General features: G+C 42.7%; 16 protein-coding genes and 2 pseudogenes. 15 read left to right on the top strand and 3 right to left on the bottom strand.

The window, feature by feature from the left end; genetic code table 11:
• The first annotated feature begins 16 nt into the window (after nucleotides 1-16).
• From MKX40_RS20525 to MKX40_RS20515, 3 genes are all read left to right on the top strand, one after another.
• Nucleotides 17-832 carry a carbohydrate ABC transporter permease gene (locus MKX40_RS20525; protein ID WP_339235623.1) on the top strand — a complete coding sequence of 272 codons (816 nt, stop codon included), beginning with the start codon at nucleotides 17-19 and terminating at the stop codon, nucleotides 830-832.
• 113 nt (nucleotides 833-945) lie between these two features.
• The gene (locus MKX40_RS20520) at nucleotides 946-2163 is read left to right on the top strand and encodes an MFS transporter (RefSeq protein ID WP_339235621.1); all 1218 of its coding nucleotides are present in this window, start codon (nucleotides 946-948) and stop codon (nucleotides 2161-2163) included.
• A gap of 280 nt (nucleotides 2164-2443) precedes the next feature.
• Nucleotides 2444-3514: a cell wall hydrolase gene (locus MKX40_RS20515; RefSeq protein ID WP_339235619.1), complete on the top strand. Its 1071-nt coding sequence runs from the start codon at nucleotides 2444-2446 to the stop codon at nucleotides 3512-3514.
• Between the two features lie 274 nt (nucleotides 3515-3788).
• Here MKX40_RS20515 and MKX40_RS20510 read toward each other — a convergent pair whose 3' ends face one another.
• A complete protein-coding gene (locus tag MKX40_RS20510) occupies nucleotides 3789-4511 on the bottom strand; it encodes a hypothetical protein (RefSeq protein WP_339235617.1) in 723 nt (240 codons plus the stop codon).
• A gap of 94 nt (nucleotides 4512-4605) precedes the next feature.
• Between MKX40_RS20510 and MKX40_RS20505 the strand changes: the two genes are divergently transcribed.
• From MKX40_RS20505 to yaaA (MKX40_RS20465), 9 genes and pseudogenes are all read left to right on the top strand, one after another.
• On the top strand, nucleotides 4606-4968 hold the full coding sequence (locus MKX40_RS20505) for a hypothetical protein (RefSeq protein ID WP_339235615.1): 363 nt from the start codon (nucleotides 4606-4608) through the stop codon (nucleotides 4966-4968).
• A gap of 735 nt (nucleotides 4969-5703) precedes the next feature.
• A pseudogene (locus MKX40_RS20500) lies at nucleotides 5704-6572 on the top strand (SPFH domain-containing protein).
• A gap of 215 nt (nucleotides 6573-6787) precedes the next feature.
• Entirely contained in the window at nucleotides 6788-7540 is a 753-nt protein-coding gene (gene yaaA, locus MKX40_RS20495; RefSeq protein ID WP_339235613.1) for a peroxide stress protein YaaA, read from the top strand.
• A gap of 398 nt (nucleotides 7541-7938) precedes the next feature.
• Nucleotides 7939-8817 carry an SPFH domain-containing protein gene (locus tag MKX40_RS20490; RefSeq protein ID WP_339235611.1) on the top strand — a complete coding sequence of 293 codons (879 nt, stop codon included), beginning with the start codon at nucleotides 7939-7941 and terminating at the stop codon, nucleotides 8815-8817.
• A 217-nt stretch (nucleotides 8818-9034) separates the two neighbouring features.
• Nucleotides 9035-9604, top strand: a pseudogene (locus MKX40_RS20485) (YaaA family protein).
• A 328-nt stretch (nucleotides 9605-9932) separates the two neighbouring features.
• The gene (locus tag MKX40_RS20480) at nucleotides 9933-13232 is read left to right on the top strand and encodes a hypothetical protein (protein WP_339235609.1); all 3300 of its coding nucleotides are present in this window, start codon (nucleotides 9933-9935) and stop codon (nucleotides 13230-13232) included.
• A gap of 31 nt (nucleotides 13233-13263) precedes the next feature.
• Nucleotides 13264-17958: an RHS repeat-associated core domain-containing protein gene (locus tag MKX40_RS20475; protein WP_339235606.1), complete on the top strand. Its 4695-nt coding sequence runs from the start codon at nucleotides 13264-13266 to the stop codon at nucleotides 17956-17958.
• Nucleotides 17959-17976: 18 nt separating this feature from the next.
• Nucleotides 17977-18408, top strand: coding sequence for a hypothetical protein (locus MKX40_RS20470; RefSeq protein ID WP_339235603.1), 432 nt, complete (start codon nucleotides 17977-17979; stop codon nucleotides 18406-18408).
• A 452-nt stretch (nucleotides 18409-18860) separates the two neighbouring features.
• Nucleotides 18861-19115, top strand: coding sequence for a peroxide stress protein YaaA (yaaA, locus tag MKX40_RS20465; protein ID WP_339235601.1), 255 nt, complete (start codon nucleotides 18861-18863; stop codon nucleotides 19113-19115).
• Between the two features lie 524 nt (nucleotides 19116-19639).
• On the opposite strand, the gene MKX40_RS20460 is transcribed toward yaaA (MKX40_RS20465), so the two are convergent.
• Nucleotides 19640-20206, bottom strand: coding sequence for a DUF4879 domain-containing protein (locus MKX40_RS20460; RefSeq protein WP_339235599.1), 567 nt, complete (start codon nucleotides 20204-20206; stop codon nucleotides 19640-19642).
• Between the two features lie 653 nt (nucleotides 20207-20859).
• On the opposite strand from MKX40_RS20460, the gene MKX40_RS20455 reads away from it, so the two are divergent.
• From MKX40_RS20455 to MKX40_RS20445, 3 genes are all read left to right on the top strand, one after another.
• Nucleotides 20860-22059 carry a WXG100 family type VII secretion target gene (locus MKX40_RS20455; protein WP_339235596.1) on the top strand — a complete coding sequence of 400 codons (1200 nt, stop codon included), beginning with the start codon at nucleotides 20860-20862 and terminating at the stop codon, nucleotides 22057-22059.
• Between the two features lie 4 nt (nucleotides 22060-22063).
• On the top strand, nucleotides 22064-22393 hold the full coding sequence (locus MKX40_RS20450) for a hypothetical protein (protein WP_339235594.1): 330 nt from the start codon (nucleotides 22064-22066) through the stop codon (nucleotides 22391-22393).
• 143 nt (nucleotides 22394-22536) lie between these two features.
• A complete protein-coding gene (locus MKX40_RS20445) occupies nucleotides 22537-22815 on the top strand; it encodes a DUF6809 family protein (RefSeq protein ID WP_339235592.1) in 279 nt (92 codons plus the stop codon).
• A 176-nt stretch (nucleotides 22816-22991) separates the two neighbouring features.
• Here the strand turns inward: MKX40_RS20445 and MKX40_RS20440 are convergent, their stop codons facing one another.
• Nucleotides 22992-24371: a right-handed parallel beta-helix repeat-containing protein gene (locus tag MKX40_RS20440; protein ID WP_339235590.1), complete on the bottom strand. Its 1380-nt coding sequence runs from the start codon at nucleotides 24369-24371 to the stop codon at nucleotides 22992-22994.
• Nucleotides 24372-24925: the final 554 nt, after the last annotated feature.

Here is a 24925-nt window from a genome sequence, read left to right as displayed (position 1 = left end):
AAGGGAGGGAGTTTATATGGTTTTAAAATGGTTCAATCGACTGATCCTGTTGGTGTACGCGCTGCTGATTCTTGTTCCGCTGTATTTTGTATTTGTATCTTCGTTCAAAACAAGCAGCAACTTCTTCACCAGTCCATTCAGCTGGCCGGACCCGTTCACGTGGGATAACGTCATTGGCATGTTCCGCAATCAGCCGATGTGGCAATACTTCGGGAACAGTCTGGTCGTAACGCTCGGTACGGTTGCGATTGAGTTAGTACTGAGCAGCATGATTGCTTACGCCATTGTCCGCTGGGGCGGCAGCGTAGGCAAAATCGTATTTGCGCTGTTCGTGGCAGGCCTAATTGTTCCTTCCCAGGTGAGCATGCTGCCAATCTATTCCCTCACGCGGACGCTTGGATGGTCGGACAGTCTGACGGGCCTGATTGTCGTATCCGCCGCAATGCTGATGCCTGTTTCTGTGTTCATGCTGACAGGCTTCATGCGTATGCTCAATTCGGAGATTCTGGAAGCGGGCAGTATGGATGGAGCAAACGAATGGAGGCTCTATACCCGGATTGCACTGCCACTTGCTGCACCTTCGCTGGCGGCAACAGCGACGTTCCTGCTCGTCATGGTATGGAATGACTTGCTTATTCCGATGCTCATGCTCAGCAGTAAGTCCAAACTGACTTTACCACTCGCACTGATGCAATTCCGTGGGGAGTATGTAACCAACTATCCGATGATGCTCACGGGTGTACTTGTCACTGCTATTCCGATGATTGTGCTGTTCCTGTTACTCCAGCGTTACTTCGTTGCAGGTCTGACAGCGGGTTCACTCAAGGGGTGAGGTATCGTAGAAATCGGAAGGAAAAGCTTATTTTGCATTGATTTCTCGAGCATTCTGCATAATAATGATTTAGTGTCAGAGTGACTACATAGAGATCAAGGGAGCTATAAGTGATGAGCAAACTGGAAGTATTGCGGAATCCCAAGCAGCGTAAGCTGCTGTTCAGTGCCGGTATGAGCTGGCTGTTTGATGCGATGGAAGTGGGTATGATCTCCTTTATCGTGGCTGCACTCGCCAAGGAATGGAGTCTCAGTCCCGGACAAGTCGGGGTGCTTACGAGTATTAACTCGATCGGTATGGCACTCGGTGCTTTGCTTGCAGGGGCACTTGCGGACCGTTTTGGACGGAAGGCCATTCTAATGTGGACCTTGTTAATCTTCACGATTGCAAGCGGTCTATCTGCACTGGCGACTGGATTTGCCGTATTGTGTGCACTGCGTCTGGTTGCAGGTATTGGACTTGGCGGAGAGTTGCCCGTGGCATCCACACTGGTATCGGAGTCGATGCCTACAGCGGAACGTGGACGTGCCGTTGTATTATTGGAAAGTTTCTGGGCAGGGGGCTGGATTGTATCCGCGCTCATTGCCAACTTTGTCATCCCGGAGTACGGATGGAGAATTGCCTTTGCCATTGGTGCACTTCCGGCGTTCTACGCATTATATCTGCGTCGTGCCATTCAGGACCCGCCGCGGTATAAGAATCATGCCAAGCTTCGTAAAATCACGTTCCGCGAGAAAGTGACTACCGTCTGGTCAGCACCACATCGTCGTACAACGTTGATGCTCTGGATTTTGTGGTTTACCGTCATTTTCTCTTATTATGGCATGTTCCTATGGCTGCCATCGGTTGTGATGGCGAAAGGATTTACGTTGGTTAAAAGCTTCCAATACGTGCTGATCATGACGATCGCACAGTTGCCAGGTTACTTCACCGCAGCGTACTTCATTGAACGTTACGGTCGCAAGTTCGTACTTGTTGTCTATCTTACGTTGACTGCATGCAGTGCGATTGCGTTCGGACTGGCAACAACGGAAGCGACGATCCTGGCCGCAGGGATCTGCCTCTCGTTCTTTAACCTGGGAGCCTGGGGTGGTCTGTACGCCTACAGCCCGGAATTGTATCCAACTTCTGTTCGTTCGACAGGTGTGGGTCTTGCCACATCGGTAGGCCGGATCGGTGGGGTACTTGCTCCACTGATGGTCGGTATGCTGGTTCAGCGTGAAGTGGCAATCAGCCTGATTTTCACCATTTTCTTCGTGACCATCCTCATTGGCGCAGCGGCTGTGCTGTTCTGGGGCCGGGAAACGAAGGGACAAGAACTCGCCGAGTAATTGTCATTATATTCAAGCGCAACTTTTGTACGGGTCTGCCTGCCTACGGAAACGGGGGCTAGACAAGCGGTACAAGGTTGATACAAGAAGAGGTGTGACCCTGATACGACCATGGGCTCATGCCTTTTTTTGTTGTGTCCAAGACTCATTTTTACATGCTCCATCGGTCCGATAGACTTCATTTTTTCTATATCCTATAATGACACTCGGGATGTAGAGCCGTGAGGATTCAGGGGAGAGAAATGGGATCTGGATTCAGAAAATGGAGGGTAACGAAAAGATGCAGACCAAGCGTGAAATGGATCAGATGAATGAATTCAATGAAAATAATAAGATGGGTGAAGCGACTCGTGCGAATAGCATAAATGGAAGCCACAACAACGTGATTGACATGGTGCGAGTACATGGAAATAACGACATACATGTAGCGTACCGCGATAATAACAGTAATGGACGTAGTGAGATAAACGGAATGTATGGTGTGTATGTTGTGGATGAAAGTAAACCTACGAAAGAGATGGAGGTCACTAATATTATGAATAACATGACGTTTACGAAAAATTTGGAGTACACGGGCAGTGAGGATGTACGGATTAGAGCCGGTAGTACAATTGAGGGGTCTGATGTGCAGTTGAGTGCTGACTTCATAGAGCCTATCACCGTTAGCCGAAAAGTAACTCATCGGAGAGGGAGAAAGGCAGGCAAAAGAACAGGACGAGTGGGTATGCTTCTCGGTACTTGTGCGATGGCTGTCGGTTTGACCGTAGCAGCGCCTTCTGCGGGAGCACAGAAGCTGGAACAGGGCGTTCGCAGTGAACATGTGTTGCAATTGCAGGAGCAATTGAGCGACCTGGGGTATTTTGACGCCGGTATGACCGGTTATTACGGTTCGATCACCAAAAGCGCTGTCCGCAAGTTCCAGCAAGCGCAAGGACTAAGTGCGGACGGAGTTGCAGGTCCGGCGACACTGAACAGACTGAACAAAAAGGCCAAAGCCGAAGGCGAGACACTGCGCCAGTTGGCGAAGCTGATCCATGGTGAAGCGCGCGGAGAATCTTTTGAAGGGCAGGTCGCTGTAGGAGCGGTTGTCATGAATCGTGTTCATTCGGATGCATTCCCGTCATCGATCTCGAAGGTCATTTTCCAGAAAGGTCAGTTCACGGCGGTGGACGATGGACAGTTTAATACTAAACCGACGGCGACCTCTTATAAGGCAGCACGCAAAGCATTAAATGGCGTGGATCCTACGAATGGAGCACTGTATTATTACAATCCGAAGATTGCCACTTCGCTGTGGAGCAAGAGCAGGCCGACGCTGCTGACCATTGGGCAGCATGATTTTACGAGATGATGTATTAAAGTAAAATCATAATAAGCGATTTCAAATCTATATTTATGATTTTGATGGTTAATTAAGTAGAAAATGATAACATGAGTGTATTTTAAGTTGAATCGCATCATAAGATTGGAAAAAATATAGAGCATGCTGGTTGTTGAATGTTGTTAAAGAATTATTACGGTTTGATTAAAAGAAAATAGTTGAAAATAATAATGAGAATTTCTTCATTCTTTATAAGTAGTAAAAAAGACCTCTTTTCAAAAGAGGTCTATACTTATTTAGCAGTTTAGTATACTCTTAAAACCCAGTTAATTGGAGTTGTTCCACCAATGGCATCAACTGCAACAGCCTTAAAATCTACGGCTACTGATGATCCGTCGTAGCTTGCAAACACTGGTGTCCAGTTCCATTCTCTTACAAGTACTGTGCCATGGCTCACCAATTTAAAGTCTACTGATTTATTCTGATTAACTTTTGCAATATTTTCTGAAGCTCCAAATTGTTGCACTGAAATACTATGATCCTTAGTACCTGGTGTACGACCATTGTTTTCCCATCTAAAAGATACTTTATCTATAGTTACGTAATTACCATTCTTCCCTGTGAAGATATAATACACAGTTCCATATACTTTCATATTAAATTCTTTGAATGTATTGTTGCTAGAAAGTTGACCATTTGTTGCTTGAAGTGATACATCTGTAGCATATTGAGTGACAATTTCGCCTGTTTCTTTGTTTTGAAGGTCGTACAAAGGACGAGTGGTGTTCTCTAAAAGTTTATAGTTGAAATTTTCTGAATCATCGGAAACTTCTAAATCGACTTTAGGAAGAGTTTCGTTAACTGATTGGATGCCGAAAGTGTCTAAATTAGTGTCATCATATTTTTTTACAATAGTATATTTGCTTGTGTCATAGTCTGGGTTCTCCTGTGCTGCCATAACAGAATTTCCACTTGAAAAGATGAGAGCGACTGCGATAAGTGGGGTGATGATTTTTTTGAAATTCATAATATTCCTCCATTTTCCTAAGATGTATTTTTTTCGGATATATTATATGATAAACTAGTATTTACCAAATTTCAACTATAAAGGGGAATTTATTGTGAGAAAAATAATGTGTATCTTGTTTCTTCTAGTACTGTTAACTTTATCGGCTTGCTCAAATAATGTGTTTTCTTACACAGGGGAGAGTGAAAATTGGAGTGTTTCATCGACAGTACAAAGTAATGATTCTACAGCAAGTTATGATTACGAAATTAAATACTTAGGAGATAATGCTGCCTCAATTGAAAAAGTTAATTATAAATTTATGAGTGAAAATATCCATGCTAAAGGAGAGCTTCCTTTTAATACAGTAATTAGAGGGAAAGCTGAAGGATTATCTCCATTTTTGAATGAGGAGGAATTTATAGTTCAGATTGATTGGGATGGGAATACAGAAAAAGTGATTGTTACTAAGAAATGATTTTAAAATTTTATCATTATTACAGAAATTATTTTTAATTTGTCTAAGAAGGACTGAATGAGAGACTCATAGTTTTACATGATAAATTGTTAAAGTGTATTTTTTTATATTTTAGGGGAATTGGTGCAGTAATTGTCTGATTCAGCTTTTATAAATTGATTGTTTTATGATTTAGTTCGAACTGTTATTTTATCTAGGCCAGCTCAATACGAGCTGGCCTGTTCTCTTTGAGTTTTATGATCGTATGGATATTGTATATATCCCTTAATCCATAAAGAGTTCAGCAGGCTAATGTGTCTGCATAAAAATTTATCCTATGAAGAACTCCAAAGCATTATGTGTCCGAACAAATAGTGCGTTATATGCAGAGTATAAAATTAATACAGAAGTAACAATAATTCCTCCTTCAGCAGCAATAACTACGATGTTTGAGGAGGTTCACTATTTGTATCTCTCCAGTGTAGAATTTTGATCCTTCACAGAGTGGGTGGATATCATTGAAACCTAATATGAATTTACAAAGAATATATAAAGAAGGATATAATTAGTTGCTTTTTATAAATTTGTACTCGGTTACATCCAAAGAGGGGAGGATGAATATGCCATTTATTGGGGGAATCATTTTAATCTTAATCCTAGCATTTATTCTATGGGCATTAATGATCCCGCTATTCAATAAAATAGGTAGTAGAATTCTGAAGAAATACAATAAATTCAAACAAGAGGAGAATGTTGATGAAAAATTCAAAGACGTTTAGAGCAGGAGCAATTGCGGTTGCTTTAGTTATTATTGTGGGCGTATTACCTTCGTCACACGAATTCCTAATGGTTATGTTGGGGTCGTCTATTCACCCAATGAAGGCGTAAAAGACAGCACATTGAGTCAAGGGTGGAAACTGGTTGGAGCGTTCGATAAAGTAACCAAATATCCAATCCGAATTCAGACGGTGGAATACAGAGATATTCAGATTGCTACATCTGACGGAAAAAACATCACCATCGATTTTGCCTACAACTACCAAGTAGAACCAAGTAAAGTATCTTCTATTTTCAACACATTTGGGCCAATTAGCATTCAAGAAATTAAGGATACATATCTCAAAACACGTTTCCGTGACGCAGCTCGTAAAGGTATTTCCAAGTTTACAGTTATTGATGTGTATGGTGAAAAGTCATCTGAAGCAGGCATGGACGTGCAACAACGGTTTTCGGATGATGTTAAAGAGTTAGGTTTTATCGTATCCAACGTTACCGTAGGTGTTCCTCAACCTGACGCTAAGACTCAGGAAGCCATCGATAAACGTGTCGAAGCTTCTCAAGAACTGGAACGTAAAACGACTGAACTGGAGATCGCCAAGAAAGAAGCAGAACTCAAGCGCGTGGAAGCACAAGGTAATGCAGACAAACTATTGATCGAAGCAGAGGGTCAAGCTAAAGCCAATAAAGAGCTTCAACAATCCTTATCGAGTCAACTCGTTGAATATGAAACCATCAAGAAATGGGATGGAGCCCTTCCATATGTGAGTGGATCAAATACGCCAATGATTCAATTACCGGGTACTAAAGTAGAGCAAAATAGCGGCGCGGGGAGTGTATCTCCCTAAGAGCGGTTTTGAAATGCACGCCTTGCTTCCTCACCAATTGAATGTGTTGAATTTGAATGAACAAGCCGGTCCAATTGTGGGCTGACTTGTTCATTTTGAGTCTTTTTAAAGGTACTATGAGGGATTTAGTTAAGCCATGACATTGGATTTACCCATCCAATCCTGTACAATGGATAACGACAAAAACAAAGGTAGATTAAGGATGGATTCGCACGATGAGAATTATAATATCACCAGCTAAAAAGATGAAGATCGACACCGATTTGATGGCTATCGCGCAGATGCCACAATTTATACACGAGTCAGAACAGCTATTGAGTCTGCTTCAAAAGTTATCCTATGACGAACTCAAAGCGATGTGGAAGTGTAACGATGCAATCGCTGAACAGAACGTGGAGCGAATTCGAAATATGAATATAAAAGCAAATCTTACGCCAGCCATCTATGCCTACGAGGGCATTCAGTATCAATATATGGCACCGGGCGTTTTTCAAAATGAGGAACTAGCGTATCTTCAGCAGCATTTACGCATATTATCCGGTTTTTATGGCATTTTACGGCCTCTGGATGGCGTTACCCCGTATCGGTTGGAGATGCAGGGTAAGCTGCAAGGTCCAGGTTTCAAATCGCTCTATCAATTCTGGGGCAGCAAGTTGGCGGATCAGCTTCAATCTGAAAGCAATTGTATTCTGAATTTGGCTTCCAAAGAGTATAGCAAGAACATCACGCCTTTCCTGAAGGAGGAAACCCGGATGATCACTTGTGTGTTCGGACAAATGGTCGATGGAAAACTTGTTGAAAAGGCAACCCGGGCCAAGATGGCCAGAGGTGAGATGGTACGATATATGGCTGAGGGGAAAATTACAGATGTGGAGGATATCAAAAGCTTTGATCGGTTAGGTTTTGTTTTTTCAGAAGAGAAGTCGGAAGAGAGTACTTATGTATTTATATATTCAGAGGGACAGTAGCCTGTTGTAAAATGGTTTATAAATTTTGGTTCGTATAGAGTTACACATTGGTAAATGCCATCAAATAATTTGATGGCTCTTTTTTTTGCAAGACTAAGGCAGGCTTATTCCGAATATGTTGGTATCTACAGAGGTCTACAGGAAGCGACGCTGAATATCATTGAAACCTAATATGAATTTACAAAGTATATATAAAGAAGGATATAATTAGTTGGTATTTATAAATGTGTACTCGGTTACATCCAAAGAGGGGAGGACGAATATGCCATTTATTGGGGGAATCATTTTAATCTTGATCCTAGCATTTATTCTATGGGCATTAATGATCCCGCTATTCAATAAAATAGGTAGTAGAATTCTGAAGAAATATAATAAATTCAAACAAGAGGAGAATGGTGATGAAAAATTCAAAGACGTTTAGAGTAGGGGCAATTACAGTTGCACTCGTTATTATTGTAGGAGTATTACTGGTGACCTTCTTCGTCACACGAATTCCTAATGGTTATGTTGGGGTCGTATATTCACCCAATGGAGGGGTAAAAGATAGTACACTGAGTCAAGGGTGGAAACTGGTTGGAGCGTTCGATAAAGTAACCAAATATCCGATCCGAATTCAAACGGTGGAATACAGAGATATTCAAATTGCTACATCTGACGGAAAAAACATCACAATCGATTTTGCTTACAACTACCAAGTAGAACCAAGTAAAGTATCTTCTATTTTCAACACATTTGGGCCTATTAGCATTCAAGAAATTGAGGATACATATCTCAAAACACGTTTCCGTGACGCAGCTCGTAAAGGTATTTCCAAGTTTACAGTCATTGATGTGTATGGTGAAAAGTCATCTGATGCAGGCGTGGACGTGCAACAACGTTTCTCTGATGACGTTAAAGAGTTAGGTTTTATCGTATCCAACGTTACCGTAGGTGTTCCTCAACCTGACGCTAAGACTCAGGAAGCCATCGATAAACGTGTCGAAGCTTCTCAAGAATTGGAACGTAAAACGACTGAACTTGAGATCGCCAAAAAAGAGGCTGAACGCAAGCGTGTGGAAGCGCAAGGTAATGCAGACAAACTATTGATCGAAGCAGAGGGTCAAGCTAAAGCCAATAAAGAGCTTCAACAATCCTTATCGAGCCAACTCGTTGAATATGAAACCATCAAGAAATGGGATGGAGCCCTTCCATATGTAAGTGGGTCCAACACGCCAATGATTCAATTGCCGACTACCAAAACAGAGCAAAATAGCGGCGCGGGAAGCGTATCTCCCTAATTAGCGGTTGAAAATGCACGCCTTGCTTTCTAAACAAATTAATGTGTTGAAATTCGAATAAACAAGCCAGTCCAATCGTGGGCTGGCTTGTTTATTTTTGATGCATTTCAGAGGTACTGCGAGGAGATACAGTAAGCTTCACCATTGGCTTCACATAGCCGATTCTGTACAATGGATAACGAGAGTAACAACGGTAGATTAAGGATGGATCAGCACGATGAGAATGATCATATCACTAGCGAAAAAGATGAAGATCGACACCGATTTGATGGCTATCGCGCAGATGCCGCAATTCATAAACGAGTCAGAACAGCTATTGAGTCTGCTTCAAAAGTTATCCTATGACGAGCTCAAAGTGATGTGGAAGTGTAACGATGCAATCGCTGAACAGAACGTGGAGCGGATTCGAAATATGAATATAAGAGCAAATCTTACGCCAGCCATCTATGCCTACGAGGGCATTCAGTATCAATATATGGCACCGGGCGTTTTTTAACATGAGGAACTGGCGTATCTTCAGCAGCATTTACGCATATTATCCGGTTTTTATGGCAATTTACGGCCTTTGGATGGCGTTACCCCGTATCTATTGGAGATGCAGGGCAAGCTGCAAGGTCCAGGTTTCAAATTGCTCTATCAATTCTGGGGCAGCAAGTTGGCGGATCAACTTCAATCTGAAAGCAATTGCATTCTAAATTTGGCTAGAGAAGTCGAAAGGGAGTACTTATGTATTGTATATATTCAGAGGGAAAGTAACCAGTTTTCCGCTGATGATGTACTAGAATGATACCTATTTGATTCATTTAAAAGTCGCCAATTGGCGGCTTTTTTAATTTTTCAGATATTAAATCTAATTCCTAATCAAAATAGGAAAGACGATCAACTCAATTGAAATAGTATTTTACATTTAATCTAATATTCTATTCAAATCAAGATAATACAGGTTTATTTTGAATTGTTATCTGAAATATAAAAGGAAAAAAGTCCCTGAATTTAGGGACTAATTTACTATGTCCTAAAATAAGGAAAATGACGATAATGATTTATTAGGCTCCATTTATACATCTGTTGAGGGAGGAAATGGAGGAAAAACATAAAGGAGGAATATGAATTCCATGAGTTTAAGAAAAGGTTTTATTGTTTTTCTGATGGCTTTGTTGTTGATTGGAACCATGTATCCAACTAGCGGTTATGCGCTTTCGGATCAATCGGATGCCATAATAATGACTGAAAGTAGCGCTGAGAATGTAGATGTTTTTATGGAGGAATCAACTGTAACAGAAGACGAGTATCTAGATCTTATTGATCCGGATATCCACGAAGAACCAGAAGGTGTAGACGAAGATGTGGAAGATGTAGATGATGCACAGACCGTAACTGAGGATACGTACGAAGAAGATTTCTTTACTCCTCAAGCCATGGCATTTGCCGAAGAGCAAGTTATAGTTATGTATCCTGGTGATTCCTATAGCTTCACTAATAATGGAACTCGCTCAAGATCCTTGAGCACAGATGCTGCTTCATCGAGAAGCAGTTCTTATGATTATGCTGTTTATAAAGCAGATGGAAGTATTTCAACGGATAACATGAATTCGACTAGTAGCTTATCCGTAGGAGCAGGATACACCGCTGTCGTGACTTCAAGTGGGAGCAATGCATTTACAGTAACAATACCTGCTGAATTTACTTATAGTGTATCTTCGAATCCTGCCTTACATAGAGCCACCTTGTCCAAAGGTGAGAGCTATCGGTTCGTCAATGAAGGAACACAAACGAGAGCTGTTAGTGCGGATACCTCCACAGTTCAAGACCGGAGATATGACTATGCAAACTACAATGAAGATGGAAGCCTTTCTAGTTCGAATTTTGAATCAACCGGCAAACCATACTTAGGGGGAGGAAACGAGATCATCTTTACGGGGGCCGGAGCACAGCCTGTCACCGTTGGACTTCCGTACGAAGTATATACCGGTGAATGGAGTGATGAGCCAGCCTATACGCGTACGACTCTACATCAGGGCGAGAGCTACCAGTTTACCAATATCAGTTCCAAATCAGATGCGCTCCAAAGTGATGGTTCCACCAAAGATAAGCATGACTATGTCGTTTATCTTCCAAATGGAACAGAAAGTTCTACAGGGACGAATACATCCACTAAGCCTACTGTAGCAGCAGGAAGAACCGCTGTTGTAACCTTGGTTACAGCAACGCCTGTAACATATGGTGTGCCCTATCGGACATTTGATGTCCAAAAAGCCGGTGGTGATGCGATTACTCGAATCACTGTATATCCTGGAGAATCTATGATTTTCAGTAATAATGGTTCGTTGGCTAATCCGATAAAAAACAATGCCAGCAGTACCAATGGAGCCCTTTTTGACTATGTTCTTTATACAGCAGAAAACGTCGTTCATTCGGATGGATTCAACAAAAATACTAATCCGATCATTCGCTCACAAGGTTACGCAGTCGTGACCGTAGTTGGGCAAGTCCCAATTGAGTTTAGTTATACGGATGATTTCTCGGTTGAAGAAAGCATGGAACCTGCGTACCATCGCGTAACACTCAAACAGGGAGAAAGCGTGACATTTTGGAATAACAGTACCGATCGGGAATATCTAGATAGTGATGCGTCCACAACCCAAGGGCGGATATTTGATTACGTCACCTATTATCCGGATGGCACAGAACGGAGTACAAGAAAAGCAACAGCGGTTGAACCAGTTGTTTACTATGGAAACAAAGCAGTAATCACAGGCGTATCTGCTCAGCCTGTAACCATAGGTGCGATTTACACCATTTTTGATGTAGAGGATCGACCAAATGAAGCACTAACTAAAATTACGGTATCACCGGGGCAATCGGTAAAATTCCATAATGGAGGCTCACTCAGCAACCCAATACGGAGTAACGCCAAAAAATTAGGTGCACTGTTTGATATTGTGGTGTATAAGGCAGACGGCAGAGCACATAGTGACAAATTCAATAGCAATGTAAGTCTCGCTACCATTCCTTCTGGTGGTGAAGCCGTCGTTACCGTAGGGGGAAGTACACCTGTAACATTTGAATACACGGATGATTTCTCTGTAGTGGATAGTCAGGAACCAGCTTATCTGCGCGTAACGTTGAACAAAGGCGAGAGCTATGCCTTTACCAACATAAGCTCAGATGCGAAAAGGGTCCGAAATGATGCTTCCAGCAGTGAGGGGCGGGTGTATGATTACACGATTTACAACGTAGATGGAACAGTGTCAAGCAGTAGAACAGCAACAGCGATTGAGGCGTATGTCTTGGGTGGTAAAAAAGTTGTTGTTACCAACATCTCAGATCAACCCATAACGTATGGTGGAATTTACCGCGTTTTCCGTGGACAAGATGATCAAGTCCCTTCACCAGAGACAGAAATCACTGTCAATCAAGGACAGAGTGCAGTCTTTACGAATCCGGATTCAAAACCTGCTCAAATTGAACGAATCGCAGGAGTAAACTCCGTTGTGGATTATACGGTCTACGACAAATCTAATAAAGCATTGTATTTCGTGGAAGGTATGAGTCATGCAACATGGGATATTCCAGCAGGTGCAACGCTTGTTGTTACCGTAGTATCTACGGAACCTGTAACGATTCAATATACCTCTCCTGTGACAGCCAGCTCCAGTCAGGAGCCTGCACTTATCAAGCGGAATTTGACGCCAAATAACACGCTCTTGTTCTCAAATACTTCATCTTATGAGGCTATACTCGTTGGTTCTCCTTCAGAAGGAGGAACCTATGATTACGTTATTCGAAATCAGAATCAAGCTGTTGTTAAGGAAGGAAAGAACGCTACAGGAGGACAATTTGTACCTGGAAAGTCTGACATTCAGGTGCATAACGTGTCATCCCAAACACTGAAATTTGTAGGTGCTTATCGGCACTTTACGGTCAAGGAAGTGGAAGTGGAGTTTCTGACTTTGTATGAAAACACAGAGACGGCGCTTCCGACAGTTCAGCAAGGGAATGTGTACTACCGTTTCAGTCCGTATAGCTCTGACAAGTATCGGATTGCCATAAAGGAATTAGGTGATTTTTCCATTGAACCTCGGATCGAATTGTATTCAGATAAGGAACTGAGCATTCCGGTAGCTGCTTCAATAGATCAGGAACAGGTATATGGTGAGCAATATACCGTTCTTGAATGGGAGCTTGAAGGTGGACAGAATTATTATCTCAAGCTGAGTGAAAAAGAAGGAAAACCGATTCAGGGAGCCATAAAAGCAGCATGGATGAACATTCGCAATGACAACAGCTATGAGTACGGATATGGCAATCAACTGCTTAAAGTTGTTCTATTTACGGGAGATCAAATTGTGTTTGAGTATGATCGCAACGGTAATTTAACGAAACGAACGAAAAAGATTTTTCCATTTAATTAATGATTGTCTAAATTTAGGTTGAGGTGATGGAGTGTTTAAGAAAATAACGATTATTTGGTTATGCGTCATATTGGTTCTTAGTGGGTTCGGTTCTTTTGGATATGGAGGACAAACAGCAGCGGCGGCAGAAGGTAGGGATTCCCTCCCTTCCGCTACCTACATTACAATCCATAGTTTAAAAGAGCAATTTGGTATCAAAGAAGATTGGATCGAGAAGAAACTAGATCAGGGTTATTCGTTGTACCAGTTGTATAAAGCTTTACAGACAGATCGCACAGGCGGCGAGGCTGCTGAAAAATGGCTAGAAGCACAAGAAATAAGCGAACCGATTCAAATGGAGGGTTTACGCCCTTCGGGTTCATCACAGCAAAACAACTTTTCGATTAATGCTCTTGGAGAGGATACTCCAGGTACGGGAACGACCGTGGACGAAACGGGACTTAACCATGTCGATATCCGAGATGACGCATCGCTTTATATGACGTCTTATGGAGCGGAATCCATCTCTACTGCTACAGGGGAAATGATGATTCAGAGTACTGACCTTTCTCTACCTGGACTCATTCCGTTTGATCTGACACGCGTCTATGACAGCGCTAGAGCCACTGGGCAACTTGGCGTTGAATATGACGAAACGACACAAACGTACTCCAATATGGTTACGCCACGCAAGGAAGAACTCTCTGCTGGATTGGGGCAAGGCTGGCGTTGGGACATTCCTTTCATGGAAAAACGTGGCGATAATCAGTATATTCAGATTCCAGGTGTGGGCTATTACCGCTTAAACGCGAACCTGGAACTGGAAGGTTACGTATGGAATGACTTAACCGTTAAGCGAGATGCGACCGTGACTGTTAATAGCGTATCTAGCAGTTATCGTCTATCCATCCGAAACGGCTACGATTATCTATTTAATGAAGCCGGAGAACTGTTGCAAATTACAGATGGCTACCGCAATACCGTGAATTTTTACTATACGACATTGAACGGAAACCAAGCTATTGCACGAATTGAAAACAGCGAAGGTCAGGCGCTGACATTTGCTTATGACAACCTGAAGGTTACTGTACAGCTTGCCGGAACGGATCGGAAGGCAACGTACACGCAACGCGAGGACGAAGGCATTCGTATTTTGCGAGAATACACAGATGCTCTCGATCGGACAACGACGTATACGTATTATTATCCGGAATCGAAATTCAACTTTTTACCTGAGTTGCAAAGCAATCAAAATGCTCAAGGTGTGATGCATACAGCTTTACTATCGCGTATTACAAGCCCTTCATCAGCTATAACAGATTATGCATATATTCCTGCGCTGAAGCAGATTGGCGAAGCTTCATCCCATTTCGTATTTAAAGTAAGAGAGCGCAAGAACCAGTTTAGTACAACGGAAGGCGAAGGCGTTCTGGACAAGGTTAACTTTGAATATTCTGGAGAAGACCTGGAAGCATACGGTCAACCCGCATCATGGACAACAAAAGTTAAAGCAGAGAACACTGTAGATACTTGGACGTTCTCCAAAACGTTTAGCGCTGCAGCTCATCCAGATTTGGTTCGCGCAGATAAGCACACGTTAACTGGAGATGACGTGACTTATTCCACGGAGTTGCAGTACGATAATCAGACGAAGCGAAACCTTCCGACTCAAATAACGGAGTGGGTTAGTGAGGGTGGACGTGCTGGCGAAAAGCTGATAACGACTATTGCATATGATGCCAACGGCATGGTGACGTCCGAAAAGCAAAGTACAGGACAGGAATCTACCTATGCGTATGAAACAGGCAAAGCTCCATACAACTGGATCAAGCCTGTCCGTTCTACCAGCAAGATTAATAGTACCTTGGAGAGATACACCGAAACAACCTATAACAGCCAAGGTTCCGTTCTACGGAGCACAACTAAAAATGGATACGGCGGTCAGTTGCTCACTGAATCGGAAGTGAAGCTGGATGATAAAGGAAGAGTCATCAGCACCACGGATAAAGGAGGCTATTTAGCTAAAGACAGCGTAGCAACGTTGAGTTATCAGGCTAATGCAGGGCATTTGGTGAAATCCAGGTCCATGACCGTACATGATGCCGCCGGCAAGGCAGAATCCCTTGTAGAGACGTATGACTATACGAAAGCTGGTGAGCTGGAAAAGACAACGAATGCTGCTGGTGAACAGGAATCGTACCAATATGATCAAGAGGGACGGCTTCTACAGGTTATACATGCCGACGGCACGAAATCGACCACGGTGTACGATGATGTCAAGAATATCATTACAAGTACATCGCCAGATGGCATTATCACGGCCGAGCGATATAATCCGTTAGGTCTTTTGGTAGAAGAACAAACGGCTGAGGCTACATACAAGTACGCCTATGATCGCGAAGGTAATGTCACGGCAGCTGAAGATGCTGAGAGCAACGTAACGAGATTTGTGATCGACGCGTTTGGCCAAGTGGTTGAGACGCAGTATCCGGACGGAACCACTGGAACTACCAACATTGATGCTGTGGCCCAAACGGTGGTCTATAAGGACGCTGCCGACAATCAAACACGAGAGAAGATGGATTTACTCGGTCGAGTGACAGCGGTGGAAGAATATCGGAATGGTGCCTACGTTCCGTTACAACAAACTGAGTATGATATGGATGGAAACGTAATTACATCCATCGATGGCAACGGCCAGAGAACAACCTATACGTACGATGCATTAGGACAAATCGCAACTGCGACAACACCGAAACAAGAAACAAGTCGTTATTTCTACAGTTATCTTGGGCAGGTGACCCAAATCGTCTCTCCAAATGCGCAAACAGTCACAAAACAGTATGATGAATTGGGAAGAATCATTAAACAGACGCATCCGAGTCCAGCCGGGTATGCAACAACATTATATTACGATAAAAAAAGCAATCTGATTAAAAAACAGGATCGACTTGGGAAAGTAACAGAGTATACGTATAACAGTGACAACATGCTCACAAGCATGAAAGCACCGGATAGCAACGTTTCTTACACTTACGACGAAATCGGCCGTAGAACATCGATGACCGATGATTATGGAAAGACCACGTACAGTTATCGTGCTGAAGATGGGATGTTGAACGGACTGACATTCCCGGATGGGACAAGGCTTGATTACGAAAACAATACCCAGCAACGTCTAGGATATACCTTAACGGATGCCAAAGGACAATCCTTGCGCATTCACGGCGAAGTAAATGCCATGAATCGGGTAACCTCCATGGATATTACTTCGGGTTCAGGAGGGGCTTCTGCACTCGCAGCATCGGGAACGACGCCTGTAGATCGTATGACATTCAGTTATACGTCCAATAGCTTGCTGGAGAAATTGTCGTTTGGCAAGGGCCTCAGCACAAGCTACCAGTTCAGCGGCTATGACCTGTCGGGAATCACGATCTCTCAAGGGACATCTGCGGTGCAACAGTTCGCCTATGAATATGATGGTAATAAAAACATCACGTCCCGTACACAGAATGGGGAAACTGATCAATACACATACGATGAATTGAGCCGGATTCAGACCGAAACGGGTACGCAAAAAGAAACGTATACTTATGACCCAAATGGTAACCGGTACAGTACCGGAAGTGGTAAGGTATACGGTCTAAAGGATGCACAGTATACGTATGACAGCCAGAATCGTCTGATTAAAGCAACGGGTGAAGGCAAAACGGTAACCTACAGCTATAATGGAGATGGACTGTTGTATGAACGTACGGAAGGCGACCAAACGATTCGTTATTATTACGATGAAGAAGCCAAACTTATAGCTGAGGCCACTGTAACATCTGGAAAAGCAGAGCTAACATATGCTTATATCTATGATCTGTATGGGCAATTATGGGCTCGCCAGGACAAGCAAACAGGTAAACTGGAATACTATCAGTTGAATGGTCATGGCGATGTCGTTGGCCTCGTGGACGATGCAGGCAAAGTGCTGAACAGTTACACTTATGACATCTGGGGTGGACCTTTAACAACAGAGGAAACCGTACCGAATGTACTTCGCTATGCAGGGGAGTATTGGGACGATACGGTAGGGTTGCAATATTTACGAGCACGTTGGTATGATCCAGGCATGGCACGTTTCATCGGTGAGGATACGTATGAGGGAGAACTGGATGATCCACTTAGTTTGAATTTGTATTCGTATGTGAGTAATAATCCGATAAAATATGTGGATCCGAGTGGGCATAATAAGAGACCTGGTAAAAACTCGTTAGAAGGTTTGGGACAAGGTAGTGGTAGTGCAAGCGCAGGACGTATGGGCCCTAATGGAGGTTCTGGAGGTGGTGGAAGTCGAGGTGGAAGCGGGTCAGCAAAAAGTAAGCCATCAACTTCTAATAATGGACAATCCACCAAGGGGTCGAATAATGTCTCAAGTGCCAAAGGGCTTATTGGTAAAGACTTTGAAGCTTATTTGACCAAGCGGTTAGGTGGAAATGGAAGCTTCTCAAAAGGTGGCCGTGACTTTGATGGTGGTGTCGGAAATAAATGGTGGGAAGCAAAATCAGGAAATTATTGGGATAAGATTTTAGAAGGGAAGAATGGTGGAGTAGCAAAGTTTAAATCAGATATGGGTTCTAGGCTTGAGATTGCAAAAAGCAATGATGCGAAATATTACTTGTATTCAAACACTAAAATACCTCAGCAGATCAAAGATTGGCTGACTAAAAAAGGGATTGGATTCAAGGAATTTTTAGATTAAAGATAAGGGGGATTTTGCATGTCTGTTTCAATATCCATTGAAATAAGTTTATCAAAGCAAATCTCAAGAATGACTATTCTTCGCAAACTCGAAGATTTCGGTTGGTCTTATAACGATCAAGGAAAAGTGACTTATCTACCAATTGGAGATGATAATGAATTTAATTGGCAACGTAAATCAATTCCTCTAGAGGAGTTACTAAAGATTTTAGTCATAAAGGATAATCAAAGAGAATTAATTGGAGTGGCAATGACTTGGAAAGATACTGATGTAGGGGGAACATTTTTAATTGAAGAGAATGGTACCATACTTATGAGTCCTGATATCAATCGAAAAGTCCTTGATGTAGAAAGTTATAACAAAATAACTGACGTAAATTGGTATGTAACTAAACTAATACCTGTATTTGGTCAATTATTTGAGTCTATTTCGTATAATGAAAATGTATAATTTCCTACGCTTAAACCTTGGGGCAATGTCCTTAAGGTTTTTTCTTTTTGGCCGATAGAATTGATTAAGTAGAGGAGTTATTCATTCTTGAAGGAAAAGATAACGGCTGCAATGAAAATAGGCAAAGCAAGAAGAAGTGCTTAATTGTGATATGAATTAGAACGATCGACGTAGTTTGAACTTGTATTCTTATATGAGTAATAATCAGTTGTTATAATGATCCATCAGGTACGTAAAAACTTGACATCTTATAAAGTTGAATGTTGCTTAATGCTGCAACGAGAGGAGATAACTCTTACAAAGCAAATCTCAAAGAAATGCAATTTATGGTGATAGAGGTCCTGAGTGTATTATATGTACAGTTTGCACAAACATAATGTATTTATTAGGCATTTTCCAATGCAAGTCTGGCAAAATACAATCTATTAAATTTGTGGTTAGTGTTTTAGAGATTGCAAAATATTTTGCCTTTTCTGAGTGAGGAAACCAGGTTCATTACTTGTATATTCGGACAAATGGTCGATGGGAAGCTGGTTGAAAAGGCAACCTGGGCTAAAATGGCCAGAGGCGAAATGGTTCGTTATATGGCAGAGCATAAGATTACAGATGTGAAAGACGTAGGAAACTTTGATTGGTTGAACTTTGGCTTTTCCGAAGAGCGATCTGACGAGAACACGAATGTATTCATACAAGCAGAGGGAAAGTAGCCTACTATACAACGTGGGTTCCTATACAAAGTCGCGCCCTTTAATGTCACAATGAGAAAAGACGCAGGGGGATGTATAACCCTGCGTCTGATCAAGAATCAAATCCGTGTCCATCAAACCAGAATTAAAGACTTGGCGGAATCTTTGTCTGCAAACACATTATCCATGCGTACAGGGGCTTCCCTAGCACCATAACGAAGCATCGGGTTGTATTCCATCTCCATATGTTGCGTGAGAAAGGAGGGACCTCAATTTTACCATCAGCTTCAGTTAATGGATTGAAGAAGCCACTGTTTTTCCCTCTGCTTTGTTCCACGCTTCCTGGACTTCTTGACATACTTCTTCAAGGCAGTCTAAGAAAATACACTAACGTAATTGTTAGCAGAAGAGTGAGCTGTCATATCAAATTTAGGTGCGATCCGATTCGTATCCAAAGATGATGAACTTTTAGGCTTACTTCTCGTATTCCTCAGGATAGAACCACGATGGCGAATTCCCCGAATATTCATATAACATCCTTCCTGTTAACGAACATTAATCCAAGCGGTCCACTGTGTTGGGATGTTAATGGAATAGACCGTACCTACAAATTGTCCACCTGTTGTATTAGGGGATTCATAAACCCAAGAATGGGCGAAAGCATCTATGACACGATCACCGTCCAGATCAATAGCTTCAGACCAGTTGTTTGTCATTGTATTGCCGGCGAGTTTGCCGAAGTGACTGCTGTCATAACCGATCTGGAACGTAATACACTGAATCCAAGCCCCACCATGATCATTGGTCGTGGAGAGCGGGTTGTTATTGAAGCCGTAAATCTCTTGACCGCCATTAGGAGATACAACACCGTATACATTAATGTGAGATACGTTCGGAGCAGGTGCAAACAGAACTGGACCACCCGTATCTTTAGACTTTTGCGCTTTAAATTCAGCCTTAGCAGCCTCAACAGCTTCACGGAATTCTTTGGAATTAATAATTTCTTCCTTTGTTAACGGTTTGGCTTGAGTCACATCACCATCTGCATAAGCAGCTACATTAAACGAAAGCACGAGAACAAGAATAAGAGCTAAACCAACCAACTTTTTCATAGTAATAAATTCCACCTTTCTTGTTATGGGTATTCTTTTTTTTACAAAAATATGGATAACGACGAATAGACCTGCTTGCAGATTAAAGCCCCTTGCCCTCCCCTCTTATGAAAGTGGTTCTTCCCTCTTTTTCTTTACTGAAAACAGAAATAAAGAGATAGAACTCTACAGGCTAGAAAACTCTATGAAGTAGGAATGTATATGTAAAATGAATGCCTGCCAATGATTGGGTTTTGCAGACAAAATGGTAAACTCAATTATAAGAATTGATATCTTAGCTGTGGTAAACTCTGACACATATCTTGAAGTATAAGATTTCAAAATAAGTATTTAAATTGAAATATATTCCATTTATATAAACATATAGTACATCTAATTATCAATTCAAGTCAAGTTTATTCATTAATTCTATGAATTGTTAAAGCGTGTTGCTCGTCGCAGTAAAGATGCTACAGTATCCTGTAGTCGTGAAATAAAAGGAACCATCAGGAACATGTATACACCTACATAGAAATCGTATGGGACTGAAGGACGGAAACTAATCATTCTTAGTGGGAATTAATGTAGTGAAATCAGGAGATTAGCCGGATATCATTGCCATTAAACTTCTGCTAACAAAGTCTTATCATATAGTAGATGAGCGGTGAAAATGGATGAGTACCATTAAAGTTACTCCTGAACAGTTACATAACGTATCGAATCAAGTAGATCAGGCGAGACATCAATTGGAGCATATACGTGAGGATCTCTCAAGACAAATCATGTTCCTTCAGCAGATGTGGCTGGGTGTAACGCAGGAGCGATTCTATTATGAATTTGAGCAGTCGCGCCCTGTTTTGCAGAAGGCGCTGGAAAGTATGGTGGGCATCTCCAAGGAACTCAAGGATATCGCCATGCGGTTTGAGAATGCTGATGCTCAGAAGGTGAGTCTGGGTAATGCCGTTGGCGCTGTAGCGATGATGGTGATCTCGAGATATTATGCCGGTTCGGATGATAAGGGCTATGGGATGGCACAAGTCAATGTTTTTGGAAAGTGGATGTCGATGCCTGTCAACGAGAATGGGGTTACGGATCAGTCTGCGCTCCAAGCTTATGAGAGAGCTCAGGGGCATTTGGATTTTAATCGAATGCAAGCTGTAACTGTTGAACCATTAGGTGAAGATATTTATGCGATGCAGATCAAAGCCTTTGAAAATGGAATTCATCCCTTCACAGGCGAGCCTGTATCCGATAAGTATGCTCAGATGATGTTGACTTCTCTGAAGTTCAGTCAGCTATTTATGGCATTTCAGATGGTTCGCGGGAGTATGCCGGGTGGCAAAGGACCGTTTCGCTTGCCTTCTTCTCATCCAGCTGTGGCGAAGATTAAAAAGAATTTGGAAGCGGCTGAGGCAAGGAAAGGTAGTAAGATTAAGGGGACGGGTGATGTTTCAGGGGTTAAGAGTGCAAAAGAGGTTGAGATTATTAATAAAAGGGGAGAATCTCTTGGTGAATTTGATGAAATTGACTTGAAAAAAGGGGTCTTTTATGAAGATAAGTCTGCTCAAGGTCTACATAAAGTTAATCCTAAAACAGGACTGCCTGCACAAACACCACAAGAATTCGCGGATAAACAAATACTTACGAAAACGCGAAATCGGATTTTTGCTCTAGAGAACGCCACATCGACAAGAACAACTGTGAATGGGTCGCAGGAAATACCGGCACTTCAAGAAATAAAAGGTATTAAAGAGTTTGTTTTTAGACTAGACGGTGATACACCCAAATTGAGGCAAGCTGTTAACAAAAGCATTAATAAACTAAAAGAAGAGTTTCCAGACTACAAATTTAGTGCTACTTTTGGAGGTGAATAAGTGCATGTCAATCAGTGCTGTAATATATGAACCACAAAATGATTTTGAACAGAGTTTCTTTGTTCCCATTGCTACAGAATCGTTTTTTAAAGAATGTTGGCAACCTGCGATTGAAGCACTAGGGTTACAATGGACAGACCTTTTTTCATCAGGTGTTGATGTAGAGGAGGAAGATGTACCGTCAATTATTGAGGAACTAATTCAAATTAAAGATTGGGCGGTAAAAAACTTAACTGAGGAAAAAAGGAATAAAATGTTTGAAAGAATAACAATTCTTCAAAATAAATTGCCCCTAGCATTTCAGCGCAAAGATGCTGTTGTTTTTATAGGATAGATAGGTTAGCTCACTTACGAGTAGGGCTTAGACTTAAGAGCTTAACGAAGAATTTTGGTATTAATATATACTTAGCGGATTTCCCGCTAAATTTCTATCTCACCTGCTCTTTTGATGTACAATCTTCCTGAGGTGACCTTACCATGAAGGATAACAAGTACCTGATCGAGAATTTGTTTCACGGGAACTTGCGGTTAGACGAGTCGATTCATCCTGAGCAAGCTGAATATCAGGAGATCAATCGCCAGATATCGGACCTGATGCAAGACTACAGAACACAGCTTACCGATAACGAATACGATGCTTTGGAACAACTGGTAGACCTGATCGGACAATCCACATCAATGTATGTTGAAGCAGCGTTTGAGCAAGGTTTTCGTACAGGCGGTAAACTCATTATTGAGGTCTTATGCAAACCGTGAGTATCTATCAATTTATAAGTCAGCAGTGTATGTATAGCAACTCAAAAATCCCCTTCTCCAACACCGGCAATCTGGCTGGCATAGAGAAGGGGATTTTATGTTTATTCCGTAGCGTCTTTTAATCCATATGTGAACTCAACACACATGTCCTACTCAAACTCCACCTACACTACAACCTACCGCGCACCAATATTCGTACCCGATGGCGTACCTGACCCAACCAGATCACTGCCACCCGCAAGCTTCAGAAAATTACCCAAAACAGGTGTTCCGTCCGCGCTACGCGTTACAGAAGGCACGAGGGAGACAAAGTCGGCTGCGCTGGCGAGCAGGCCTTTGGCGTTCTCGCTTTTTTTGTTCTTCCACCAGACGTTGGTGCTGCTGACGTCGGTTCCGCTCGTTTTGTCACTGGCGCCGCCTTGGAAGGACAGGTTGTTGGTGAAGATGTGGGTGCCTACATCAAAAGCAAAGTTGCTTTGCCCGTTGTTCCAGGAAGTGTTGTTTTTCATCTGGATCGAACCTGGATTGCTGTTGTAGGTGAAGCCATGTTTTTTGTTATTAAATGCAATGTTGTTTTCGACAATGTGGTTCACCGCAATCTTCTCGCCGCCAAGCTTGAAGCCGTTGCCATCGCTGTTGGAGGTGGAGGTACCGTCTGACGTTGCGCCGTTACCGTAGGCGATGCTGTTGCGGATCGTGACCGCGCCAATGGCGCCTGTGTCCGTTTTGCTATACAGATCCCACCCATCGTCCACGTTATAGGCCGCAATACAACCGTCGAAGACGTTGCCCGGGCCTACGGTCAGTTTGGCGGCAAAACCGTCTGCATCCTCGCCGTCATCCGGGTCATAGTTGTTGTGGGAGTAGGAACGAATGACTTCATTATACGCAGGCCATTCACTCTTGGCGGCGGTGGAAGCATAACGTCCCATTTGAATCCCCGTATCCCGATTGTGATGGGCTTCGATCTGCTCCAGGCGATTGTAGCTGCCTCCGATGAAGATTCCGTTATCGCCTGCACCCTTCACTTCAAGTCCTTTGACGAACCAGTAGTCTCCGAACATTTGCAGTCCACGATTGGTGGAAGCGAAGGCTTGAGCAGAGAAATCAAAGACTGGTTTTTCCGATCCATACGCCACCAGATTTTTACGTTGTGAGGAGGTGCCGCTGTTACCACGTTCAATGGTAATGGTCTGCGAGAAGTTGTAAGTTCCGCCGCGTAGATAGATCGTTTTACCCGGGGCGATCTGGGTCAATGCGTTGGCCAGCGACGTTGGACTATTTATGGTCCCCGGATTGCTGGCTGAGCCGTTAGGGGAGACATAGAGATCACCCGCAGCAAGTGTCACACTTGAGGTAGCCACGGCTTCTGATGGATTATTTTGCAAGCTGCTCTCGATTACATCCGCCGCGCTAACCGATCCACCACCAATTAATAAAAGAGGAAATGCGGCACTCAGACAGATCTGGGCCATTTTTGATTTGAGGGAGCGCTCCTTCAGGGAATGTACAGATCGTGCAGACACATGAGTAGATGTGGATGGGAATAATTTCATTAGTAGACCTCCTTGGTTAATGGAAAATAGAATGCGTGAGCTGTTACGATATGCCGGACAGATGCATTGATGAAGTAGCTCATTGCGATGGGATGAATACTCCCTGTACAGCATAGTTTTATGGTAAATGTTGTAAACGTTATCTTCAATAATCATTTGATCAGATAGGTCTAGACACAGGCAGGTTAGGCGTAGTCGCTCCCAGTGCCTGGGGTTTCACAGGTTACATGTAATCCTGACATTGGTTGGTAGCCCTGATTTAACGATGAATCATCTGAAATGAACCTAGAGATGCACGCTTTTACAACCCTCAAGGCACGAGACTCACCCTCAATCCACCCAAATGAACTTCGCATTTTCAAAAAAAGAGCCACACGCATCCGATAGGAAGCATAAATGTAATCCGGTGCCCTCTATCGAAATGATGGGGCAATCAACGCATAACAAAAAGCCCCATAGCGGCTGCCAGAGGCAACGAGACTATTGGGGCGATATTCGAAGTTGTATTATCTGATCATTGTAGGCACTGTCCTTCATGGCAAGACTCATCGAAT

Source organism: Paenibacillus sp. FSL R5-0517 (genome assembly GCF_037974355.1).
Taxonomy (GTDB): Bacteria; Bacillota; Bacilli; order Paenibacillales; family Paenibacillaceae; genus Paenibacillus.
This window is presented reverse-complemented; position numbering and strand designations above follow the sequence as displayed.

Bases quoted from the DNA above. Each gene is read 5' to 3' on its own strand.
- MKX40_RS20525 (WP_339235623.1), top strand. From the start codon at position 17: ATGGTTTTAAAATGGTTCAATCGACTGATCCTGTTGGTGTACGCGCTG.
- MKX40_RS20520 (WP_339235621.1), top strand. From the start codon at position 946: ATGAGCAAACTGGAAGTATTGCGGAATCCCAAGCAGCGTAAGCTGCTG.
- MKX40_RS20515 (WP_339235619.1), top strand. From the start codon at position 2,444: ATGCAGACCAAGCGTGAAATGGATCAGATGAATGAATTCAATGAAAAT.
- MKX40_RS20510 (WP_339235617.1), bottom strand. From the start codon at position 4,511: ATGAATTTCAAAAAAATCATCACCCCACTTATCGCAGTCGCTCTCATC.
- yaaA (WP_339235613.1), top strand. From the start codon at position 6,788: ATGAGAATTATAATATCACCAGCTAAAAAGATGAAGATCGACACCGAT.
- MKX40_RS20490 (WP_339235611.1), top strand. From the start codon at position 7,939: ATGAAAAATTCAAAGACGTTTAGAGTAGGGGCAATTACAGTTGCACTC.
- MKX40_RS20480 (WP_339235609.1), top strand. From the start codon at position 9,933: ATGAGTTTAAGAAAAGGTTTTATTGTTTTTCTGATGGCTTTGTTGTTG.
- MKX40_RS20470 (WP_339235603.1), top strand. From the start codon at position 17,977: ATGTCTGTTTCAATATCCATTGAAATAAGTTTATCAAAGCAAATCTCA.
- MKX40_RS20460 (WP_339235599.1), bottom strand. From the start codon at position 20,206: ATGAAAAAGTTGGTTGGTTTAGCTCTTATTCTTGTTCTCGTGCTTTCG.
- MKX40_RS20455 (WP_339235596.1), top strand. From the start codon at position 20,860: ATGAGTACCATTAAAGTTACTCCTGAACAGTTACATAACGTATCGAAT.
- MKX40_RS20450 (WP_339235594.1), top strand. From the start codon at position 22,064: ATGTCAATCAGTGCTGTAATATATGAACCACAAAATGATTTTGAACAG.
- MKX40_RS20445 (WP_339235592.1), top strand. From the start codon at position 22,537: ATGAAGGATAACAAGTACCTGATCGAGAATTTGTTTCACGGGAACTTG.
- MKX40_RS20440 (WP_339235590.1), bottom strand. From the start codon at position 24,371: ATGAAATTATTCCCATCCACATCTACTCATGTGTCTGCACGATCTGTA.